Here is an 18,466-nt window from a genome sequence, read left to right on the forward strand (position 1 = left end):
CAACGAAACTACTCCCGAGAGGGTGACGGGCATGTGGCGCCCATCATGGCTCGAATCCTCGTTCGCCGCCTGGCCATCGGCAGAAACACCAAGGTTATCCAACTTTGCTGTGACGCGTGGTACTGATGCGGCCTGTTTGGAGGATGTGTTTTCTGGTCGAAATGAATTATTCGCCCACAGATGCCGCTCGTCCGACCCACGCGCGTCTCACACCGTCCAGCACGACACGTTCGACGCCCTCGAGGGACGCATGCACGGGTCAGCAAGAAACCCGCCCGTTGAGTGAACCGCCTGCTCGGCGCCACCAATCCCGAGTCCGGCGAGCAGGCCACCGCCTAGGGCTACGCCGTCTACCTGCTGGATTTCCTCACCGACATCAACGAAGACCTCGCGCTCGGCGCGCCTCTATCTCCCGCCCGCTGGGCGAGCTGGACCAGCACTAGGTCACCCGAACAGACCTGGCCCGAGCCGCCAACAACGGCGGATGCCCGAGCCGATCCGAGGTCGACGGCTGGTCCGCGTCCTCACCCCTTCAGCGGGGCGGTGGCAGGGTGTCCGTGCTCAAGGGGGAAGCTCAGGACGGGTGCGGGAGGTGCCGACCGGTCCCGCATGCCGGCCGAGTTGTGGTGGCCGTCCGCTCCGCGCCGTGGGTCTTGCGTCGCGGGCACTGTGGCCTTGGAACCTGACTTTTGTCAAGTTGTTGATCGTGAATTGTGGTGGTGGGTTTGACCTGCGAGTTCGCGGTCGGGGTCGGTGGAATGTATGCGACTAAGTCGATCTTTTAGCCTTGTCTCGGGCTGGTGTGGATCGCCGCGACGAGCCCATTGGGCGGGTCGAGGTGGTCGGCTGGCGGGCTGATGGGAGGTCGACCTGGTGCGTGGCCTACTGATACTTCGTGCGGCGAGGTGCCTGGGGGTCGGTTACCAGTTGCCTGGGTGTGTGGGCTGGTCGAAGCTGTGCTGCACGGCTGCACGGCTGCACGGCTGCACGGCTGCACGGCTGCACGGCTGCACGGCTGCACGGCTGAGGGGGGAACGTGAAGCGGCGTGGTTGGTTGCTGGCTCTGCTGGTGGTTGGGGTGGTGGCGCTCGGCTGGTGGCTGTGGGTGTTGTATCGGGCGCCGAACCGGGCGGATTTGGCCGGGTACTGGCAGCTGGTAGTGGCGATCCCGTCGTTGGCGGTCGCTGTGGGCGCGCTGGTCCGGGACCGGGCGGGGCGCGGCAGCGGTGATCGGGAGCGCGACGCCGCGGCGGAGTTGCGCTGGCTGGCCGATCGGCTGGCCGAGGCGCTCGAGCAGCAGTGGACTCAGGCGGCGGTGGCTCGTCGGCTGGTGGTGCCGGAGCCGATCGCGGTGCGCTGGGCGCGGCCGGCCCGCGCGGTGGCCGGGTCGGCGGCGGCGGCGACCTTGGCCGGCCGGTTCGCTCCGCTGCCTGGGCTGTCGGCCATCCGGGTGGAGCGGTTCGGGGGCGGTGGGGTCCGGGAGCTGCACGGCATTTACGGAGGGCTGGGTTCGGGCCGGCTGGTGATCGTCGGGGCACCTGGGGCGGGCAAGAGCGGCGCCGCGATCCTGCTGGTGCTCGACGCGCTGCGACATCGTGGCCAGGTGGCCGAAGCGGAGCGCGACCGGGTACCGGTGCCGGTACTGGTCACGCTGCAGCAGTGGAGCCCGCGCACCCAGTCGCTGCGGGCATGGCTGGCCGGTCAGCTGTGCGGCGCCTATCCGGGGCTGCTGTCCGGTCGTGGCGGCGAGCGGGACGCGGCGGCGTTGATCGAGTCCGGCCGGATCGCGGTAATCGCCGACGGTCTGGACGAGATCGCCGAGCAGCTGCGGCCGCTGGTGCTGCGCGCGCTCAGTTCGCAGGCCACGTTCCGGCTGGTCCTGCTGGCCAGGAGCGAGGAGATGCTGGGGGCGGCCGAGCAGGCCGTGCTGGACGGGGCGGTCGCGGTCGAGTTGCGGGACGTCGGCCCGGCGGAGGCCGTTGACTACCTGGCCCGCGTCCAGCGCGACCCGCCGCCGCCGAGGTGGCGGGAGCTGCTGGAACGGGTCAGCTCGGAGCCAGACGGTGCGCTGGCCCGCGCGCTGAGCACCCCGCTGATCCTCAGCCTGGTCCGCGACACCTGCCGTGACGACGCGGCCGTGGGTGCGTTGCTGGACTTGCGCGCCGCCCGAGGTGCGGCCCTGACCCGCGTAGATGTTGAGAATCACTTGCTGGGGCTGGTGCTGCCAGAGGCGTATGCCGAACGGCCCGGCGAGCCGGCGCCGCCGTATCCGCTGCCGTTGGCCCGCCGCACGTTAGGCTGGCTGGCCGCTCGGATGAACCGCGCGGGCACCCGTGACCTCGCCTGGTGGCGGATACCCGCCTGGACCTCCCCGCTGCCCGGCGTGGTGCTCGTCGGGGTGGCGGCCGCGGTGAGCGTCGGGCTGGGGCTGCTGTGGCTGCCGGCGGAACAGTCGCCGGTGGGGTGGCTGGCGAAGGCCATCCTGGGCGCCGTCGCAGTCGGCGGCGCGTTCGGGGCCTGGCTAGCTCGCCGCCGGATGGGACGGGCGTCGGTGGTGGCGTCCCCGGCCCGGGGCTCGGCGCTGTCCGAGCCTGCCGCGCAGTTCGTGCTCGGCCTGGTCCTGGGCCTGCTGGTCGTCCGGGGACAGTGGGCGCTCGGGCACGCCAGCGCCACACCGGGCCGGGGGCTGCTCGCCGATCTGCTGCTGGCGCTGCTCTACGCCGGGGTGTGCTACCTCGCGCAAAGCTTCTTCATGCGCCGGGGGCTGCGTCGACACCAGCACAAACACGGCGTCGCGCTACCTATCCCGTGGCGCCGGCTGCGCCGGATGAACCTGTTTAGCGCCATGCCGGGGTTCTGCGGCGCGATCGGCACAGAGCTCCCGCCCGCCTGGGCGCTGGTGCTGGTGCTGCTGTTCGCGGCGCTTACCAGCCGGGGAGTCATCCGGGGCTTGGCGCGCGCCATACCCCGCAGCGCGGCCGCCCTGACCCCGCTCGGTCAGTGGCGCTACTTCCGGATCCATTCACTCCTCAGCTGGCCGATGATCGGGATCTTTGTGGGCGGCTTCGGCCTGCCGAGGCTCGAGTTCGGCATCCTGGGCCTGTTCGGTGACGACCTGTCCGCGCTGCCCCCGGTACTGGTCGCCGGGCTCGCACTGGGCCTGGCCCTGGCGGCCGGCGTGTTCCAAGGCTGGGCGACACCACCGAGTTGGCTGACCGCGGTGGCCGCCGTGCAGCTGACGCTGCGCCACCGCACGCCACCGGACCTCATGCACTTCCTCGACGACGCCCACCAGCGGGGCGTGCTCCGCGCGGTCGGCCTGATCTACCAGTTCCGACACGCCCGGCTGCAGGACCGGCTGGCCACCCACGATCATTGACCCGGGAAGCCCGGGCGTTCGCCTGCCCCCGGCCCGCGTCGAGTTGCCCACAGGTCGGAACCCGACGGGGCCGATCTACCACCACAAACGCAAGCCCATCAACACGCACCCGAGCACCACGTTCGCCGCCCTCGCGGTTCGTCGCCACCTCGAGAACCGCACAGGGTGGGTGCGCACTTCGTGCCCACCCACCCGCCCGCTCACCACCCCCGGGGGCGCGCATTAGAGGGCTCGGCTAGCTGGCGGCCTGTTGTTCCCCGGCAGGCAGGCGCGGATCGGCCGAGGTGGCGCGGCGGCGGTGCAGCACCCGGAGCAGGTCCCGGCGGGAGATGACCCCGACCAGCCGACCGTGGCTGATCACCGGCATCACCCGCACACCAGCGGTGATCATCTGATGCTCGACCAGATCCAGCGGGGTGTCGTCGTAGACGAACCGGACATCGGTGCTCATCACCCCGCCGACCGTGCGCGGCCGGCTGAGAGGGCGCCCGGCCAGCGGGTCGGTCAACAGGTCCGAGTCGCTGACGATCCCGACCAGTCGCTGATGATCATCGATCACCGGCATCGCGGTGTAGCCGTACTTGGCCAGCAAACGGCCGGCGTCTTCGATACGCCAGCTTTCCTCGGCCACCAAAACGGGGTGGCTCATCACATCACGCGCGCGCATCATCGCGCTCCCTCACCCAGACCCCGCATATCGCCACACGATCGGCGTATCACCAGGTATACACCCGCAACCGAGCGCACGTGACCGGCTGATCACCGATCAGCCAGCCCTGTCAGCGGGCGCGCGGCCCGCGTCCCCGGGCGCCATGTCCTGGATCATCGATCGCGGCGGGATCGCGGTGTACTGCGCCCACGAACAGGTGCTCGTGGCCGCCGCCGTCCCCACGGACAGGCTGGTCGCCCTGGCCCAGCGTCTCCCGATGGAATAGCCCCGAGTGCGGGCGCAATCACCGGCGCGCTCGCGGCGTCTTCACTACCGACACCCCCCGGCCCGGACACCGGGTACGCGGCGAGAGTGTCCCGGGAAGCAAAGGAGCCGATCTACCACCACCGCCCACTGCGGCGCGACCAGCACCCGCATCATCAACGGAGCGATCGCCGGACTCGTCGGCGGCGTGGTGTTCGGCATCGTCATGGTCATGACCATGGCCATGACCGGCATGCTGCCCATGGTCGGAATGCTCATCGGCATGGACAACGCGGCGGTCGGACTCGCCGTGCACCTGGTCAACTCCGCAGTCATCGGCGCCCTGTTCGCCCTGCTCACCACCCGCCCGACCAGCCAGATCGGACCACTGCTCGGCACGGGCCTCGGCTACGGCTTCGCCTGGTGGGTTCTTGGCGCACTGCTGATCATGCCCCTGTGGTTGAGCGTGACCGCCGAACCCGCGATGCGAGACATGATCTTCCAAGTTGGCCCCGCACAGTGGTGGAGCCTCGCCGGGCATCTGCTCTACGACCTACTCACCGCCGATGTCCTCTACGGCCTCAGCCGCCGCGCCACCTCCTGAGCCGCCCACCGGTGACCGCCCGCCCCGATCGGGCCGGCCAACCCCGTGTCGGCGGAACCCCGGGTGTTCCCATACCACATCCCCGACAGGCGTCGTCACCTGAACGTGCGGTTGCGGCGTCGCACGGCGATTGAGACCCAGCAAACGACTATCCCGCTGCCTTAGATGAGCATCACCCGGTAGGGAGTCGCGGGGCTCAAGGAGGTCGTCGCCCAGGGGGTCGGGGGACATATGCCTTGGGCGACGACCCTCCCTCGAACGCCGCATCGAGCGGCGACACGACACAATACACTCCACTCGACGGTCGATGTGATTGTGGAACTGATCGCGTCGCGGGCACGCGTCGAGCCACCAGCCCAGCGCATGAGTCGGCGGCCGCCCGCCAGCCCGCGGGGCCTATTTGGCGGTAACGGTGATCGCTAAATCGGCCTAGCGTTGGGGTTCGCCCACGACGTCGCGTGCCGCCGTGACGAGGGCGGCGGCGGGCGTGGGCGGGACCTGACATCTGTGCGCTCCCCAGGAGCGGAAGGGGTGGTGTCGATGAACATCACCGAACCGGGGACGATGTCGGCTCCGCGCATTCGTGCCCACGCCATGGTGCGGGTGTGCGGCCGGCCGGATAAGTGTGGCGTCGCGCGGTTGCGTACCGAGTTGGCCGGCTGGCGCGCGGCCGGCGCGATCGATGTGACCTGCACTTGTCCGGCGTGAGCGGGTATGACTCGGACTTGGCCCGCATGCTGGCGTGGGCGCAACGCCAGCCGCACGGCAACGGGGGTGACCTGCTGATCACCGGCGCTGACCGGCGGCTGTGCGCCGAGCTGCACGACGCGGTGACCGAGCTGCGGACCATGCCCGGCTGGCACGATGACTGGCCGGGCCAGCTGACCTACCGGTCAGAAACGGCGGACCAGCCCTAACCGGCGGCGCGGCCCGGGTGGCCCGCGCTGGACACCGTAGGCGCGATGGGAACCCCCCCGTCGGCGTGATCAGGGCCGCCCGGCCCACGGTAGCGCCTGAGTGGAACGGAGCTGTCGGACATGCGGGACTCGATGATGATGGGCATGTGGCTGTGGGGCGCGTTGGGGCTGCTCGTGCTTCTGGCTGTCCTCGGCCTGCTCGTGTTAGCGGGTGTGTGGCTGCTGCGCCAACTGCGCGCGGATCGATCACCAGCGGCCCCGAACCCAGCCACCAACGCGGTCGCGGAGCGCGATCCGGCGTTGGACGCGTTGCGCCGCCGCTACGCCCTCGGCGAGATCGACGCCGAGGAATACCAACAACGCCGCAACGTCCTCAACCAGCGATAACCAGCGCCTCCGCTCACCAGCGACCCGCGGTCCGTGCTGTCATTCGTCAGTGTCCAGGTTGTTTCCCTGCTCCTGCTCAGCAGGAGCGCCGGAATTAAGCGACTCTTGAACGTCGGTCTCGATCTCGTCGTCTGGCATGTCGGCCCAGCGGTTGAGGCCGCCGAACCTGAGCTCGCGCCGCGGTTGCTGGCCGTCAGCCACAGCGTGAGCCACCTCGTTGTCTGAAGACGACCACCCAGGGGGGTCACGCGTCGCGGTAAGGACACCCGCGAACAGGGGGTTTGCGAGCGAAGCGGGCGCCGTAGTGAGCGACAGCCGAAGAACCAGCGCAATGATCTTGATACGTGTGCGCCAACCGCGTCTTCCGAGGTTTGATCACCGAGCGATCCACGGGTGTGAGGTCGGCCAAACACCGCCGCGACACCGGCTCAGCGCCACCCTCGCGGGGCTACCGGTGGGCCGCCTCGGTGTGACCGGGGCGGCCCGACGGTGAGCGAGCCGGCCAGCGGGAGCCAACGGAGCGTTAGCCGCCGGAGCGCCGGGGGCGTGCGCCGGCCAGCCGGCCGGATCCGGTGCCGAGCATGGCCAGCCCACACAGCAGCGCCACGGCGCCGGCGACGACGTTACTCAACGCCGTGCCGAGGGTCACCGGCCCGATCACGAACACCGACACGATCATCCAGGCGCCCAGTACGGGGCAGACCCACGCGGCGCGGTGCGTGGCGCCATAAGCGCTGGCGAAGCTGAACCCCAACACCGCGATCGCCAAACCGACGACCATGTTGTTGGTGCTCAGTGACTCACCGAAGGCGAACATCGCCGGCGCGATCGCCAGGTACAGGCCGGCCAGGATGATCAGTCCGTCGGTCAGTTGCCCCATCGGTGTTTCGGCGGCGTCCTCGTAGCGCTGCCGCAGTTGATCGTGCGCGTGTTGGACCTCGGCCAGATCGGGGTGCTCGGCCATGGGCGGGGTCGTGGGCGGGTTTTCTGATGTCATCGCCACTCACCTCCAGTGCGAGGATCTTCTCGACCAAAGTGGGCGTGTCCCGGCGTGCGTGGCTCGCCCAGCCACGTCCACATCCAGGGTCCACCCGCGCATCCCCGGGCGCAATGACCTGGCCACACCCACCACGAATGATCATGCATGATCATTGCCGTAGATCAGTTGATCTCCTGTTGATCTTTTCTTGATCTCCGCGCCGGTCCGATGATCTTTCGTGATCGACACGGAACGTCGCTCCTGATGACGTGGGTGACCTGGTCGAAGCGCTCCCGGTCCGGGCGCCGCGGACGCGCTTGACGGAAGAGCGACCCCTCCTGGTTCGTGGCCACTCGTTTCTCCTGGCGACAGCGCGGCCGGGGGTGCGTGGCGTGCCAGGGTGACGGTGCTTGAGTGACGGTTGTTGTCGGTGGGGCGCGACCAACTCCACCGCCGGCTCGACGCGTTGCTGCCCGGCCTTGTCGAGCTGAACGGGCACCCCACCCAACGGCTCCCCGGCACGCTCAACATCAGCATCACCGGCACCCCCGGCCCGCGCACTGCTGACCGGCCCGCCCGAGATCGCCGCCGCCACCGGGTCGGCCTGCCACGAAGGCAACGACACACCCTCACCCGTGCTCACCGCCATGGGCCTGAGCACCGACCAAGCCACCAGCGCGCTACAGCTGAGCCTCGGCCGCTGGACCCACCGGGCACGGCGTCGAACACGCCGCCCAACTGATCACCGCCCGTGCTCGGTCACGTCACACCGATGCCCACACCTGAACCCGGCCGCGCCACCGCGCCCACCGCGCCCGCCGCGGTGTATGGCGCCAGTGCGGATGCCTACCGCCGATACTGGGCACCCGTCCTGGACCCACACACCCAGGCACTGCTCGCCGCCCTCCCGGCCGGGCAGGACCGCACCGTGCTCGACATCGGCGCGGGCGCCGGCACCCTCGCGCCCGCGCCGCGGGCCGCCGGTGGCGCGCCTCGCCAAGCAGTGTCTCGAGTAGCGCCGGGCCGCTGACGCGGCCCCGCCGGTGCGGCTCACCTAGAACGGCCAGTGACCGCCGAAGCGGGTGGCCAGCCGGGAATCCAGGCCGGCGACCCGACCGGCCGGGACAAGGGCCAACAGCAGCAGCGGGAGCAGGTCCTCGGCCGGGTACTCCCACAGGTAGAGGTTGGTGTGCCAGAGCATCACCCAGATCGGCCCGATCAGCAGCAACCCGCCCAACGCCGCGAGTCGGGAGAACAGCCCGAAGATGAGTCCGAGACCCACGGCCAGCTCGGCGGCGGTCAGGAATGGCCCGAACGCTCCCCAGTGGGGTAACACCACCTCACGGTAGAACGCCCCTAGCGGCGTGATCTGGGTCTTGCTGGAGGCGCCGGTGGCGATTCCCCGCGCCGCGCCCAAGGTGATCAGGTTGCCATCGAAGAACCCCAGGTCGATATGGCCGACATCGAACAGCTTGGCCAAGCCGTTGGACAGCCAGACGACGCCGGTGAAAATCCGCAACACGGCGAACCCGCTGGCATAGATCGAGGTCGACCTGCCGGCCGAGGCCACTGTGCTCGTAGTGTCGGTCATGACGGTGGCCCTTGGCGCGAGGGGACTACCTGGTTGCGGCGGGAGTGCCCCGACCGGGCACGGATGGTCACGCTCATCTGATGTTGAGTGTCGAGTCGTCCCCGGTGGGGCGACCGCGCACCAGTCGCAGCAGCGTCTGTGCCGGTAGGGACAGCGGGCGGGTGGTTCGGGTGATCAGCAGGTCGGTGTCCAGCAGACCCTGGTGCACGGTCGGGCCGAACGGGCTCCAGAACGCACCGTCCACGGTGATGGTCAGCTCCGCGGGGAGGTCCGACTGGGCGGCGATGACTCCCAGGTGGTGATCGATCGCCCGACCACGGGCCACCACCGGGCGGATGATGTGGTCCTCATCCGGCACTCCGAGGCGGCGGTGTAATGCGCACAGCCGGTCCAACTCGGTGTCGGCGATCGATTCGACCGTGGTGGCGATCCGTACCCGGACGCCCCGCTCGACCAGCGCCGGGATCGCGGCGATCACCTTGGCGAAGTTTTCGGGCGCCCGCATGGCGTCATTCGCGTGCGGGTCCGGGCGGTCCAGCGAGATCTGCAGCGCCACCGGCTGTCCGGCCAGAGCTTCGACTTCGCCGAGCAGCCGGCGCCCGAACAGGGTGGCGTTGGTCAGCGCCACCACAGGCAGCCGCTGCGACATCTCCACCAGCAGCCCGGGCATCTCGCGGCGCAGAAAGATCTCCCCGCCGGTCACCCCGAGGTCGGTGAACCCCAGCTGCGCGGCTTGATCGGCCACCTCCAGCATCGCCGAGGTCGACAGTTCCCGACGCGCCGCCCTCGGCCCCGACTCGGTCAGGCAATACGCGCACTCGATATTGCAGTGGTAGTTGGCGTACATCCACACCCGGCCGGGCAGCGCGCCCTCGGCCACCGCATTGGCGATCGCACCCGAGGGCACGCTCACAGCAGACCCTCGGCGGTCAACCGGGCCAGGGTGTCCGGGCTGGTGGGCAACGCTAACGCGGTGGCGAACCGGTTGAGCATCAACGTCGTCCCGATCACCACCGTCACCTCCACTACCTCGTGATCCGCCCACCACCTACGCAGCTCGCCCTGGTGGCGGTCGGTGACCGGCCCGCCGCCGGCCACCGTGTCGACCCAGCCGAGCAATGCCCGCTCCCTCGGCTCGGCGAACTCCGCCTGGGCTGGTGCGTCGGGCGTGGTCAGGGCGCGCACCTCACGGCGGGACAGCCCGGCGTCCAGCGCGACCACAGTGTGCGACCGCACGCAATATCGGCACCCGGCCAGGGCCGAGGTACGCACGATCACGATCTCCTTGCTGCGCCAATCCACCGCCGATGGCCCGAGCGCCGCGCCGATAAACGGCAGCGCCACCTCCATCAGCTCCGGCACCTGCGCGAGCGCTGCCACAATCGGCCCCGGATCCCCGTCGGCGTAATACGGCCGGGCCAGCAGCGGAGCCTGCGCAGGCTCGACGCACAGCGACCTAGAGCTCACCAGTGGTGCACCGCTCACACCATCACCCTAAAACGACCGAGCGCCGGTAGATATCACCAAAGCCTTACAGTCCGCACCGTGAACGATCGGCTCGGCGCGATCGGAGAGAACCGGACGCTGGGCTATGCCGCGCACGGCGCCGCCGGGATGGTGATCGGTATGCGGATGCCGATCCTGGTGTTCTTCTACATCGGTCTCGAGCACTCGGTGGTCGTGAACATGTTCCTGTTCCCGTCCGGCCTGATGCTGCACGGCAAGTTTCGATCGCGGACTCCTTCATCTGGAACGAGATCCCCACCGTGCTCGGCAACCTGGTCGGTGGTCTGACGTTCGTCGGGCTCACCTTGTACGCGACGCATGCCGGACCAAAGCGGCTCGTACCCCAGGGTCGGGCGGGGACGGTGGTGCCCGCCGACGGGTGCACGTGGGGACGGACACCGCACCCGGCTGTGGACGTGGGTACAACGCCAGCCCGGCATTGAGCCGTCGGGCACACGGATGCTCCACAAGCCTGTCCCCGATACAGGCCACACACTCCCTTCAGGGTCCTTGACGGTGCTGAACCATGACCTGTTCGCCCTTGCCAGAATCACGGAAGAACCTGGCCAGAGGGTGCTCAGTCATGAAATCGGCGAGATAGCGCCGGGGCGCCCGGCGCGCATCGTCGCCGCCGGCCAGCAGCCGCGGCCCGGCGGATCGCGCTATGTGGACGAATTCTTGGCCAAGACCCTACGGAGGACATGCCAGGACAGATCGGAATAGGTGGCAAATTTCCGCCGGTCATGCTCTATTTCATGGACGTACTCAAACACGTCTCGGGTGCCGAGCTCGGCCGGGACGTAGGTATCCGGCACCGTCTCTTCTTCGTTGAGGTATACGTGGAAGGTGGCCGCGTAGTCGGAGGTCTCGTTCAATAGGTTCCACGGGCCGACCGGTTTGCTCCCGCCATCCATCGGACAGTAGACCTTGTGCACGCCGAACTTGTCGGCGGCCAGCCACGCGCATTGCCCCGGCGTGAGGGTCAGCAGTCCCAACTCGGTCGCGCCCCACCGGAGTTCCTCGTATGCCATCACATCGATTTGCCCAGTCAGACAATAGATGATTCCGGTCGTCCCTCCGTGTGAGTGCATGGGTGAGTAGTGTTGCGCGGGCCAGATTTCCAGCACCGCCGGAGAGCCCGCGTCTGCGTGATCACCATCCGGCAGCAGACCGTAATGCTTCCTGGCCATGCTGTCGTACTTTCCTTTCCCGGTGCACGCCACGCGGATGTACGGCGGATGAGAGTCATCGTCATTGATCTTTTCTTCCAGTATTTTCCGCAACAGCCCTTTCCTGGGTTTGAGTTCGAGTTCCATCCTTATGGCCTCGATCTCCCACGCCGAGAAGCGTATGTCGGAGGCCTTGTTGGCCAGGTCCATGACCGACGCGGGGACCATGAGCTGGCGTACGTACTCATCGAATGACGTTGGCTGAGAGATGATCAAAGCAGGACTTAGGTGGGCTGATTGGATGCGGAGTTCCCGCTGCTTCTCCTTGCTGGCATAGAAAGGTGGAAGCGATTCAGGCGAGGCTGTCCGCTCAGCGGCCTTCCCCGAAGAAGTACGTCTCGTGCTCGTGACAGTCATGAGCTTTCCCCTTTCGGTAGGTATCCGAAGCGTGCGATATCTCGTTGACCGTTGCAGCGCGGCAGCCGGCGCCCGTGCTTCAACTGTCGGATCGTCAAGGAATACCGACCTGTCGAGATCGCCATTCGTGGATGCCGCGGACTGATGCCGTGGGCCGATGCGGACGTCTTTCCCGGAAATCCTCGCCGTCAGAATTGAACAAGTCGCGAGCACCCCAAGAAAAGCTACTACAGGACAAGATGGCCGGCAATTGTTTCAGTTCTCGCTCGGCCGTCGCGCTCCATCGTGCGGCCGGGTGACGCCATCTTAGATTTTCTGCCACAAGTGACTAATCACGGATTAAGTTTCGCATCGAGTGAACTTTGGCTGCTCCATTGGTTGAAACGGCAGTCCAGCTCTCACACGAAAGGGGAGATCCGGAAGCCAGTCCTACTGGGTGGTAGTCACCCGGTAGCGCCGGCGGCGAGCGGCACCCTTGGTCAGGTGTCAGCCTGGGGCAAGGCGGGCGTAGACGATGAGGTTGTCGCGGTAGGACTTGCCGCGGTGGTCGAAGGTTCCACCGCAGGTGATCAGGCGTAGGGAGGGTTCGGTGGTGGTGTAGACGGTGGTGGTCGGGAAGCGCTGTTTGGGGTGCTGCTCGATCCGCTCGACGAGGAATGTGAGGGTGGCGCCACCGGTGGTGCGGATGATGATCGGTTGCCCGGGTTGTAGTTCATGCAGGCGGAAGAACGCGGCGGGGCCGTCCTTGCTGTCGATGTGACCGGCGATCACAGCGGCTCCCGGCTCGCCGGGTTCGGGGCCGTCGGCGTACCAGCCGACGCGGGAGTAGTCGTCTGGCACGGTGAGTGCGCCATCGGGGCGGCGCCCGAGCGGGACCAGACCATCGATCAGGACCCCGATCGCGGGAATCTGGAGGGTGCGTGGGCGGTCGGTGTCGGGCAGTGCGTCCGCGGCAACCGGCGCCGAGTCGGGCGAGTACGCATCGGACCGGGTTGTGGGCGGTGCGGTGGCAGTGCGCTGGGCAGGGTCTTGATCGGATGGGATCGGCGCGGTCGCGAGAACCACGAGGGCGGCCCCGAGCGCGATGAGCCCGATGCCGGCGAGTTGGTCCGGCGAGCACGCCGCCGACGCCGCGGAAGCAATGTCGGTGGTCGGGTCGGCCGCGTTCACTGGCGCCGGTAACGCGACATCAGCAGACCGATGCCGGTGAGCGCGACCAACACACCCCCACCCAGCAGATACGGGTTCAGGTTGGTGGCGGTGCCGCCGGCGCCACCGGGCACCCCGCCGGTCGGCGGGGTGCCCGAGTCCTGGTCACCCTCGCCTCGGTTGTCCGTGACCGGGTGGGTGCGCAACAGTGCGACTCCACGTTCTATGTCGGGGGTGAAGACCCGGTCCTGGTCGACGAATGGCACGACCTTGCGGTACTCGTCATGCAGGTGTTTCGTCGAGCTACCCAGAGTGAACCCTGGGCGCAGGTCGACCGCCTGGGTCGCGTGCAAGAGTTGGAAGGAGGAGATCCGGTACAGGTTGTCCAGTAGTCGGCCGAGGTTGCGCACGGCGAGTTGGCTCTGCGTGGCGCGATCTTCGATATTCCCCGCGACCGGGACGCTGCCCAGCGACACCGGCATGGCCAGCGTCCGGTTCTCGGTGTTGAGCGCCACGAAGGTCTTCTGCACGGCGCCGAACGAGTGTCCGGTGTTGCCCGGCGCGGCCAAAAACCGGCTTAGGTGTGTGACCTCGGGTTCGACCAGCCGCAACGTGTTCATGGTGAACGACTCGGAGAGCGTGCCGAGCGCCAGGGACAGCCGCTCCACCGCGGCCACCACGGGCAGGGGCTCGAAGTTCGCGGTCGGGTAGATCGCACCCGGTGTGTCGCCACCGACCTGGTAGCGCCGAATCTGGCTGCTACCGGGGCGCTCGCCGCCGGTGGGGCCGATGACCACCATCGGATTGTCCTCGGTGTGGTTGATGTGAATGTCAATCATCTGTTCCGCCCCGCGCAGCGCGTCCAGCGTGTTACCCAGGCTGTAGGCCATGTCGCGGTAGGACAGCGGATCTTGCAGCGCGCGTTTGTCCTCCGCCGTCCACAGGCTGCTCCCGTCCAGCGCCTCGCGCACCATCCCGGCCGCCTCGACCAGCCCGGGGAACGGGCGAGGCCGCGTGGTCGCCTCCAGGAACGGCGCGACGTTGCCGTTGAGCCCTTCCAAACTCAGCGCGAACACCGTCGCTGCCCGGCGCAGGTACTGCCGGACGTCGTGCGCGTGCAGCGCGGCCTCCCCGACAACCAGCCCGTTGTTACTAATGATGCACAAGAAGTCCTTGCCAACCGGGCGCAGCGGCTCGATCCCGGAAGCCTTGAGGGCATCAGCCCCGCTCATCCGCCGCCCCTGGTAAAACGCCTCCCACTCGCCAACCATCACCAGACCGATGTGCGAGGCCAGGGTGATGTCTGACTCGCCCACCGTCCCCGAAGCCGGGACGACCGGCACCACTCCCTTGTTCAAGAACTCGGCATACCCGCGGGCGACGTCGGGCTGGGCACCACAGGACCCGCTGAGCAGGTTGTTCAACCGGATCACCATCGCCGCGCGCACCACCTCGGCCGGTAGCGGGTCGCCCACACCGGCGGCGTGCGCACGCAGCGAGCTCCGGTTGAACTGGCGGGAGACCTCCAATACCTCATCGGAGAGGACCCGCTGGCCGTTGACCTCCTTGAAGATCGGCCGGTCCTTGTTCTGCCCCACACCCACGGTCAGGCCATACACCGGAATGTTCTGCAACGCGGCCTTGAGCACCAACCCAAAACCGGCGTCGACCCTGGCCATCGCCTCGGCGGGCACGCTGACCCGCGCATCGGCCCGCGCAACCGACACCACCTGCGCGACAGCGAGCTGCCCGCCGCCCACACTGACCGCCGCACCCGCGCCGTACGCGGGCGGCGCGCCGAGCACCACACACACCACAGCCATCACGAACGCAAAACCCGACCTGGCAACACGGCTCCGCACAACGACCACCGTCGACCTTCCGCTGATCCGACGACCCCGATCGAGCCACCCCAGTGAGCGACGTCAACCGACCCTGTCGTCACAATGGCCTCAACCACAACACCAACAACACGATGAGGCCCTGATCACGAGCGGACGCTTCCACAGCCGCAACCCAACACCTACGATCTCGCACCAACTCCACAGCCGATGACGAGCAGCCGCCACCAGTCCGGCAGGCAAGCTGGAGCTCAACGTGCTTGGCCCACATGCACGCGCAACACACGGGATTATTTACCCGTATTTCTTGACGTGTAATGGTGGGCGAGCCACCTGTCCATCCAAGCGCGGGTCTCATGACTATCCGCGATCACAGGGCGAGATGGACACGGCGCGTCCCGCCGCGCCCATCTCGACGACCGCCCTATCCGCCATCGGCATCCTGCGCCAGGCCATCACCCGGGACCTGGTCGACGGGGACACCGGCGCCGCCATGTGGCTCATCGTCGCCGTCGGGGCGCTGCTGGTCGCGGTCGCCGCGGTGCTGCTCGGCTACGTCATCCGCCTGGCCATCCTCGCCGTGCTGTTCGTCGCCGGCCCGCTGGTGCTCGCCTGCTACGCCCTGCCCGGCGCCGAACGGGCCGCCGCCTGGTGGTGGCGCGCCCTGGCGGCGGTGCTGGTCGGGCAGGTCGGCCAAGCCCTGTGCCTCGCGATCGCGCTGAGGATCTTCTTCAGCGCCGGCGGCATCCCCGACCCCGCATCCCCGATCAACGACCCGAGCATGTTCGTGTTCGCCGCGCTCGGCGTGATCTGGCTGATGGGCTGGCTACCGTTCTGGATGCTGCGCCAAGGCAAACCCGGCGGCGGCAACGGACTGCTCGGCTGGTTCATCGCCTCCAAAACCCTGGGCGCGCTCGGCGGACGCGCCTCGAACGATCCGCGCGGGTGGCCGTTCAGACCTTCATTGTGATCATGGCGCTAGTATCGCCGCGCCCGGCGGGTGTGCGTGTTCGGGTCGAACGCCGCTCGCCGGGTTCCCGCTGGGGGTTGTGTTGTCCTGTCTGCCTGGCGGCGGTGGGCTCAGAGGGGTCCGTCCACGTCCGGACCAGGCGGCCAGAACCGCGCCTCGAACCACACGCAGTCCCGGTGAACACGCCCTTGGTGAACGGTTGTGCCTTTCACCACCGCAACGTCGTAATCCACGCCGAGGACATCAAGATCCGTCGTTGGGTCGTAGGCGCCGGGTTGCGGATCGAACCGAAGAATTGCTCGGCCATCCGCCAGGTGTCGCGAGGACACGCACGCCTCCAGAATTCGTGTTCGTGCCTGTAGTGACTTGTCATCAGCACTCATACACGGCCCCGTCCCTCAGCTCCATCCTGGCCCTTCAGAAATCAGGTCAAGGAATTCGGGAGGTAAACCGATCCGCTACACCGAATCTGTGCCAATAACGGCGTCACAAATAGAGTAGAGTAGGTGGTTCATCGCCGACCGGTTTGGGCATGACCGTGCCGTGCCCCCTGCTTGGATGACGCGGGTGCGCCAACTCGGCGGCGCATTCTGAGGAACGGAGCCTGCTTCAAGGAACACGCATGATCGGGCGGTCTCAGTGGCCGCGGGGGGTCAGCCACCGAGACCGCACGTGTCGTGGAAACGCCTGGCGGGACTCGACCGGCCGCCGCGCCGCTGTGGCCGGTCGGGTCCCTTGCCGCTCCCGACGCACACGAGCGTGACACAGCGGCTACTCGCGCCGTGGTGTAACGAGGAAATCGGTCCCAGCTACGTCCGCGTCACCGCTCTGTCGGAAACGCTCGTGAGTGTGGCGGGAGTGTGGCAGGCCGGCGAAAGTCGTTACCGGTCCTCGTCAACCAAGACCTGTGCGTCGTTCTCGATTTCGTTTTCGGACATGTCGGCCCACCGCTTGAGGGTGTCGGCTTCAAGCTCGCGGTCTGTTCGCCGATCATTGGCCATTGGGTGCTCACCTCGCTGCCTCGACAACATGGGTGACGTCCCCGAGCGTCACGCTCCGCTGAAAGGGATGACCCCCCAATAGGGGGTTTCCGAGCGTCGCGGGCGTTGAAGCTAGCGGCACGCTACGAATCAGGCAATGATCTTGGGGCGCAAGTGACAACTGTGACAGTTGGGTTTCAGCCCCTCGGAGTTCACGGGGAACGGGACCGCGAAACGTCGCCGATCAAGTTTGGGCGATGTACGCGGTGCCCCCGTGGATGCTGGCCGTCGTCTGGTAGGGGAGTCCCGGGCGGCCAGTCACGAGACCGTGGGTCTCACGCGTGCGGCCGTGACCGCGGAGCGTCGCCTGACAACCCGCCATCGCTGGTGCCGGCCGGGCCGCCCTGGGCGCGGGAAGCTCAGCCGCGCGTTGCGTCTCCGCGTCGCGGTAGATGACACCGCCGTCCGGGAGCCGAATGTGGTTGACCCACCGCGTGATGCCCACATCCTCGGTTTCGAGGGCCTCGCGCCACTCGCGCACGATTTCCTCTTGGCCCCGGGCGACCCACAACCGTCCCCCATGGGTGAAGATCAGCCCACACGCGATCATGGTGCCCGCCAAGATCAGCTTCTGGAATCCGGGCACCACGTGGAAGTACGCCAGGGTGACCAGCACGCCCGCGCTCAGCGCGGCGAGCGTGCTCGACAACCGTTCCCGGCGCACGTCACGGCGCACACCCGCTTCGACCGTGGCAAGCCGGGCGCGCGCGTGCCAGTACAACCATCTGTCCATCCACGCGCGGGTCTGAGGACCATCCGCGATCACGGGGCGAGATGGGCGCGGCGCGTCCCGCCGCGCCCATCTCGAAGACCGCCCCATCCCCGCCCCTTCTTGTTGATCGCGCCGCGTCTGGATGCGCGACGCGGCGTTGGTCGGGTAGACGCTACTCGCCGGGCGACACCACCGCGGGCGGTTTGACCTTGAAAGCTCCGCCCTCGCGCGACGCGCTGTCGGGGATGGCGCCTCGACGATGACACCGGGTCCGGCGACCTTGCCGTTGTCCTCGTCGCGGTCCGGGTAGAACGCCTCCGGTCGGTTTGTACGCAGAGTGCTGTTTCCCGCCACCGGCTCGTGGCGGCCTACTCCTCGTCGTCCGGCGCACCGCCGGGCGCTGGGTCGAAGGTGCCGTAGAAGGCGGCATCGTCGACGACGGCCCACACGCTCACCGGGACGTTCTCGATCTGACCGCGGTACTCGACGGCGCCCGCGACCGCGTTGGGGTCGGGGTGGAGATCGAATGTCTCGGCCCAGCGGCGCACGGCCGCGATTCGTTCGGCTCGGTCGTGGTCGACCGTGTTGGGCGCACCGTCGAGTCCTCCAGTGCCCGAGCGAACCACCCAGCTCAGCGGGGACCGGGTGACGTGGCGGCGCAACGACCAGTCGGTCGGCGCCGCGGCCGCGGTCGCCTGACCCTGAGGCGGCGGCAGCCTCGAACGCGTACGTACTCAAGAATGCCGCGCGCCGCGCTGTCAGCGACAGAACTACCACGGCCATAGCCAACGATCTGACTGGAGTACCAGCATCCGCGGGCACCATGATGATCGACTGTGGTCGAGGTGAGTGCCGGCGAAATGCCCGCTTTTCCGGGGACTTTGGTCCCTTG

At 68.0% G+C, this 18,466-nt stretch carries 20 protein-coding genes; 9 read left to right on the plus strand and 11 right to left on the minus strand.

Translation table 11 applies throughout. The features are described 5' to 3' along the window. Positions 1 to 1,036: 1,036 nt before the first annotated feature. Positions 1,037 to 3,379, plus strand: coding sequence for an NACHT domain-containing protein (locus tag ABEB12_RS07075; protein ID WP_185061420.1), 2,343 nt, complete (start codon positions 1,037 to 1,039; stop codon positions 3,377 to 3,379). A 235-nt stretch (positions 3,380 to 3,614) separates the two neighbouring features. On the opposite strand, the gene ABEB12_RS07080 is transcribed toward ABEB12_RS07075, so the two are convergent. Continuing rightward, positions 3,615 to 4,028, minus strand: a complete 414-nt coding sequence (locus tag ABEB12_RS07080; protein ID WP_185060949.1) for a CBS domain-containing protein — start codon at positions 4,026 to 4,028, stop codon at positions 3,615 to 3,617. 163 nt (positions 4,029 to 4,191) lie between these two features. On the opposite strand from ABEB12_RS07080, the gene ABEB12_RS07085 reads away from it, so the two are divergent. The 5 genes from ABEB12_RS07085 (at position 4,192) to ABEB12_RS07105 (ending at position 6,200) form a co-directional block, all read left to right on the plus strand. After that, positions 4,192 to 4,314, plus strand: coding sequence for a hypothetical protein (locus ABEB12_RS07085; RefSeq protein WP_345702627.1), 123 nt, complete (start codon positions 4,192 to 4,194; stop codon positions 4,312 to 4,314). A gap of 210 nt (positions 4,315 to 4,524) precedes the next feature. Continuing rightward, positions 4,525 to 4,896, plus strand: coding sequence for a hypothetical protein (locus tag ABEB12_RS07090; RefSeq protein WP_221497706.1), 372 nt, complete (start codon positions 4,525 to 4,527; stop codon positions 4,894 to 4,896). 540 nt (positions 4,897 to 5,436) lie between these two features. Further along, a complete protein-coding gene (locus ABEB12_RS07095) occupies positions 5,437 to 5,604 on the plus strand; it encodes a hypothetical protein (protein WP_185060950.1) in 168 nt (55 codons plus the stop codon). Continuing rightward, positions 5,601 to 5,813: a hypothetical protein gene (locus ABEB12_RS07100; RefSeq protein WP_185060951.1), complete on the plus strand. Its 213-nt coding sequence runs from the start codon at positions 5,601 to 5,603 to the stop codon at positions 5,811 to 5,813. The genes ABEB12_RS07095 and ABEB12_RS07100 overlap by 4 nt, the downstream gene beginning before the upstream one ends. A gap of 120 nt (positions 5,814 to 5,933) precedes the next feature. After that, a complete protein-coding gene (locus tag ABEB12_RS07105; protein ID WP_221497707.1) occupies positions 5,934 to 6,200 on the plus strand; it encodes an SHOCT domain-containing protein in 267 nt (88 codons plus the stop codon). A gap of 39 nt (positions 6,201 to 6,239) precedes the next feature. Here the strand turns inward: ABEB12_RS07105 and ABEB12_RS07110 are convergent, their stop codons facing one another. Both ABEB12_RS07110 and ABEB12_RS07115 read right to left on the minus strand, forming a co-directional pair. After that, entirely contained in the window at positions 6,240 to 6,401 is a 162-nt protein-coding gene (locus tag ABEB12_RS07110) for a hypothetical protein (protein WP_185060952.1), read from the minus strand. Positions 6,402 to 6,723: 322 nt separating this feature from the next. After that, positions 6,724 to 7,197, minus strand: a complete 474-nt coding sequence (locus tag ABEB12_RS07115; protein WP_185060953.1) for an SPW repeat domain-containing protein — start codon at positions 7,195 to 7,197, stop codon at positions 6,724 to 6,726. A 754-nt stretch (positions 7,198 to 7,951) separates the two neighbouring features. Here ABEB12_RS07115 and ABEB12_RS07120 point away from each other — a divergent pair. Next, the gene (locus ABEB12_RS07120) at positions 7,952 to 8,209 is read left to right on the plus strand and encodes a methyltransferase (protein WP_185060954.1); all 258 of its coding nucleotides are present in this window, start codon (positions 7,952 to 7,954) and stop codon (positions 8,207 to 8,209) included. Between the two features lie 24 nt (positions 8,210 to 8,233). Here ABEB12_RS07120 and ABEB12_RS07125 read toward each other — a convergent pair whose 3' ends face one another. From ABEB12_RS07125 to ABEB12_RS07135, 3 genes are all read right to left on the minus strand, one after another. Then, a complete protein-coding gene (locus tag ABEB12_RS07125) occupies positions 8,234 to 8,770 on the minus strand; it encodes a DoxX family membrane protein (protein WP_185060955.1) in 537 nt (178 codons plus the stop codon). A gap of 73 nt (positions 8,771 to 8,843) precedes the next feature. Next, positions 8,844 to 9,677 (minus strand): radical SAM protein, encoded by an 834-nt coding sequence (locus ABEB12_RS07130; protein ID WP_185060956.1) that lies wholly within the window; start codon positions 9,675 to 9,677, stop codon positions 8,844 to 8,846. A 2-nt stretch (positions 9,678 to 9,679) separates the two neighbouring features. Beyond that, positions 9,680 to 10,237 (minus strand): carboxymuconolactone decarboxylase family protein, encoded by a 558-nt coding sequence (locus tag ABEB12_RS07135; RefSeq protein WP_185060957.1) that lies wholly within the window; start codon positions 10,235 to 10,237, stop codon positions 9,680 to 9,682. Between the two features lie 78 nt (positions 10,238 to 10,315). Between ABEB12_RS07135 and ABEB12_RS07140 the strand changes: the two genes are divergently transcribed. After that, positions 10,316 to 10,564, plus strand: coding sequence for a hypothetical protein (locus ABEB12_RS07140; protein WP_345702628.1), 249 nt, complete (start codon positions 10,316 to 10,318; stop codon positions 10,562 to 10,564). 374 nt (positions 10,565 to 10,938) lie between these two features. Here ABEB12_RS07140 and ABEB12_RS07145 read toward each other — a convergent pair whose 3' ends face one another. From ABEB12_RS07145 to ABEB12_RS07155, 3 genes are all read right to left on the minus strand, one after another. Next, complete coding sequence (locus tag ABEB12_RS07145; protein ID WP_185060958.1) at positions 10,939 to 11,862, minus strand: cupin domain-containing protein; 924 nt, start codon at positions 11,860 to 11,862, stop codon at positions 10,939 to 10,941. Between the two features lie 486 nt (positions 11,863 to 12,348). Continuing rightward, entirely contained in the window at positions 12,349 to 13,032 is a 684-nt protein-coding gene (locus tag ABEB12_RS07150; protein WP_185060959.1) for a sortase domain-containing protein, read from the minus strand. Further along, positions 13,029 to 14,834 (minus strand): aromatic amino acid lyase, encoded by a 1,806-nt coding sequence (locus tag ABEB12_RS07155; protein WP_221497708.1) that lies wholly within the window; start codon positions 14,832 to 14,834, stop codon positions 13,029 to 13,031. The genes ABEB12_RS07150 and ABEB12_RS07155 overlap by 4 nt, the downstream gene beginning before the upstream one ends. Before the next feature lie 400 nt (positions 14,835 to 15,234). Here ABEB12_RS07155 and ABEB12_RS07160 point away from each other — a divergent pair, with 400 nt between their 5' ends. Then, a complete protein-coding gene (locus tag ABEB12_RS07160) occupies positions 15,235 to 15,822 on the plus strand; it encodes a hypothetical protein (RefSeq protein ID WP_185060960.1) in 588 nt (195 codons plus the stop codon). Positions 15,823 to 17,046: 1,224 nt separating this feature from the next. On the opposite strand, the gene ABEB12_RS07165 is transcribed toward ABEB12_RS07160, so the two are convergent. Both ABEB12_RS07165 and ABEB12_RS07170 read right to left on the minus strand, forming a co-directional pair. Further along, complete coding sequence (locus ABEB12_RS07165; RefSeq protein ID WP_185060961.1) at positions 17,047 to 17,583, minus strand: hypothetical protein; 537 nt, start codon at positions 17,581 to 17,583, stop codon at positions 17,047 to 17,049. A 359-nt stretch (positions 17,584 to 17,942) separates the two neighbouring features. Beyond that, positions 17,943 to 18,122, minus strand: a complete 180-nt coding sequence (locus ABEB12_RS07170) for a hypothetical protein (RefSeq protein WP_345702629.1) — start codon at positions 18,120 to 18,122, stop codon at positions 17,943 to 17,945. Positions 18,123 to 18,466 lie beyond the last annotated feature (344 nt).

This window comes from Actinospineispora eucalypti (assembly GCF_039543365.1).
GTDB lineage: Bacteria > Actinomycetota > Actinomycetes > Mycobacteriales > Pseudonocardiaceae > Pseudonocardia > Pseudonocardia eucalypti.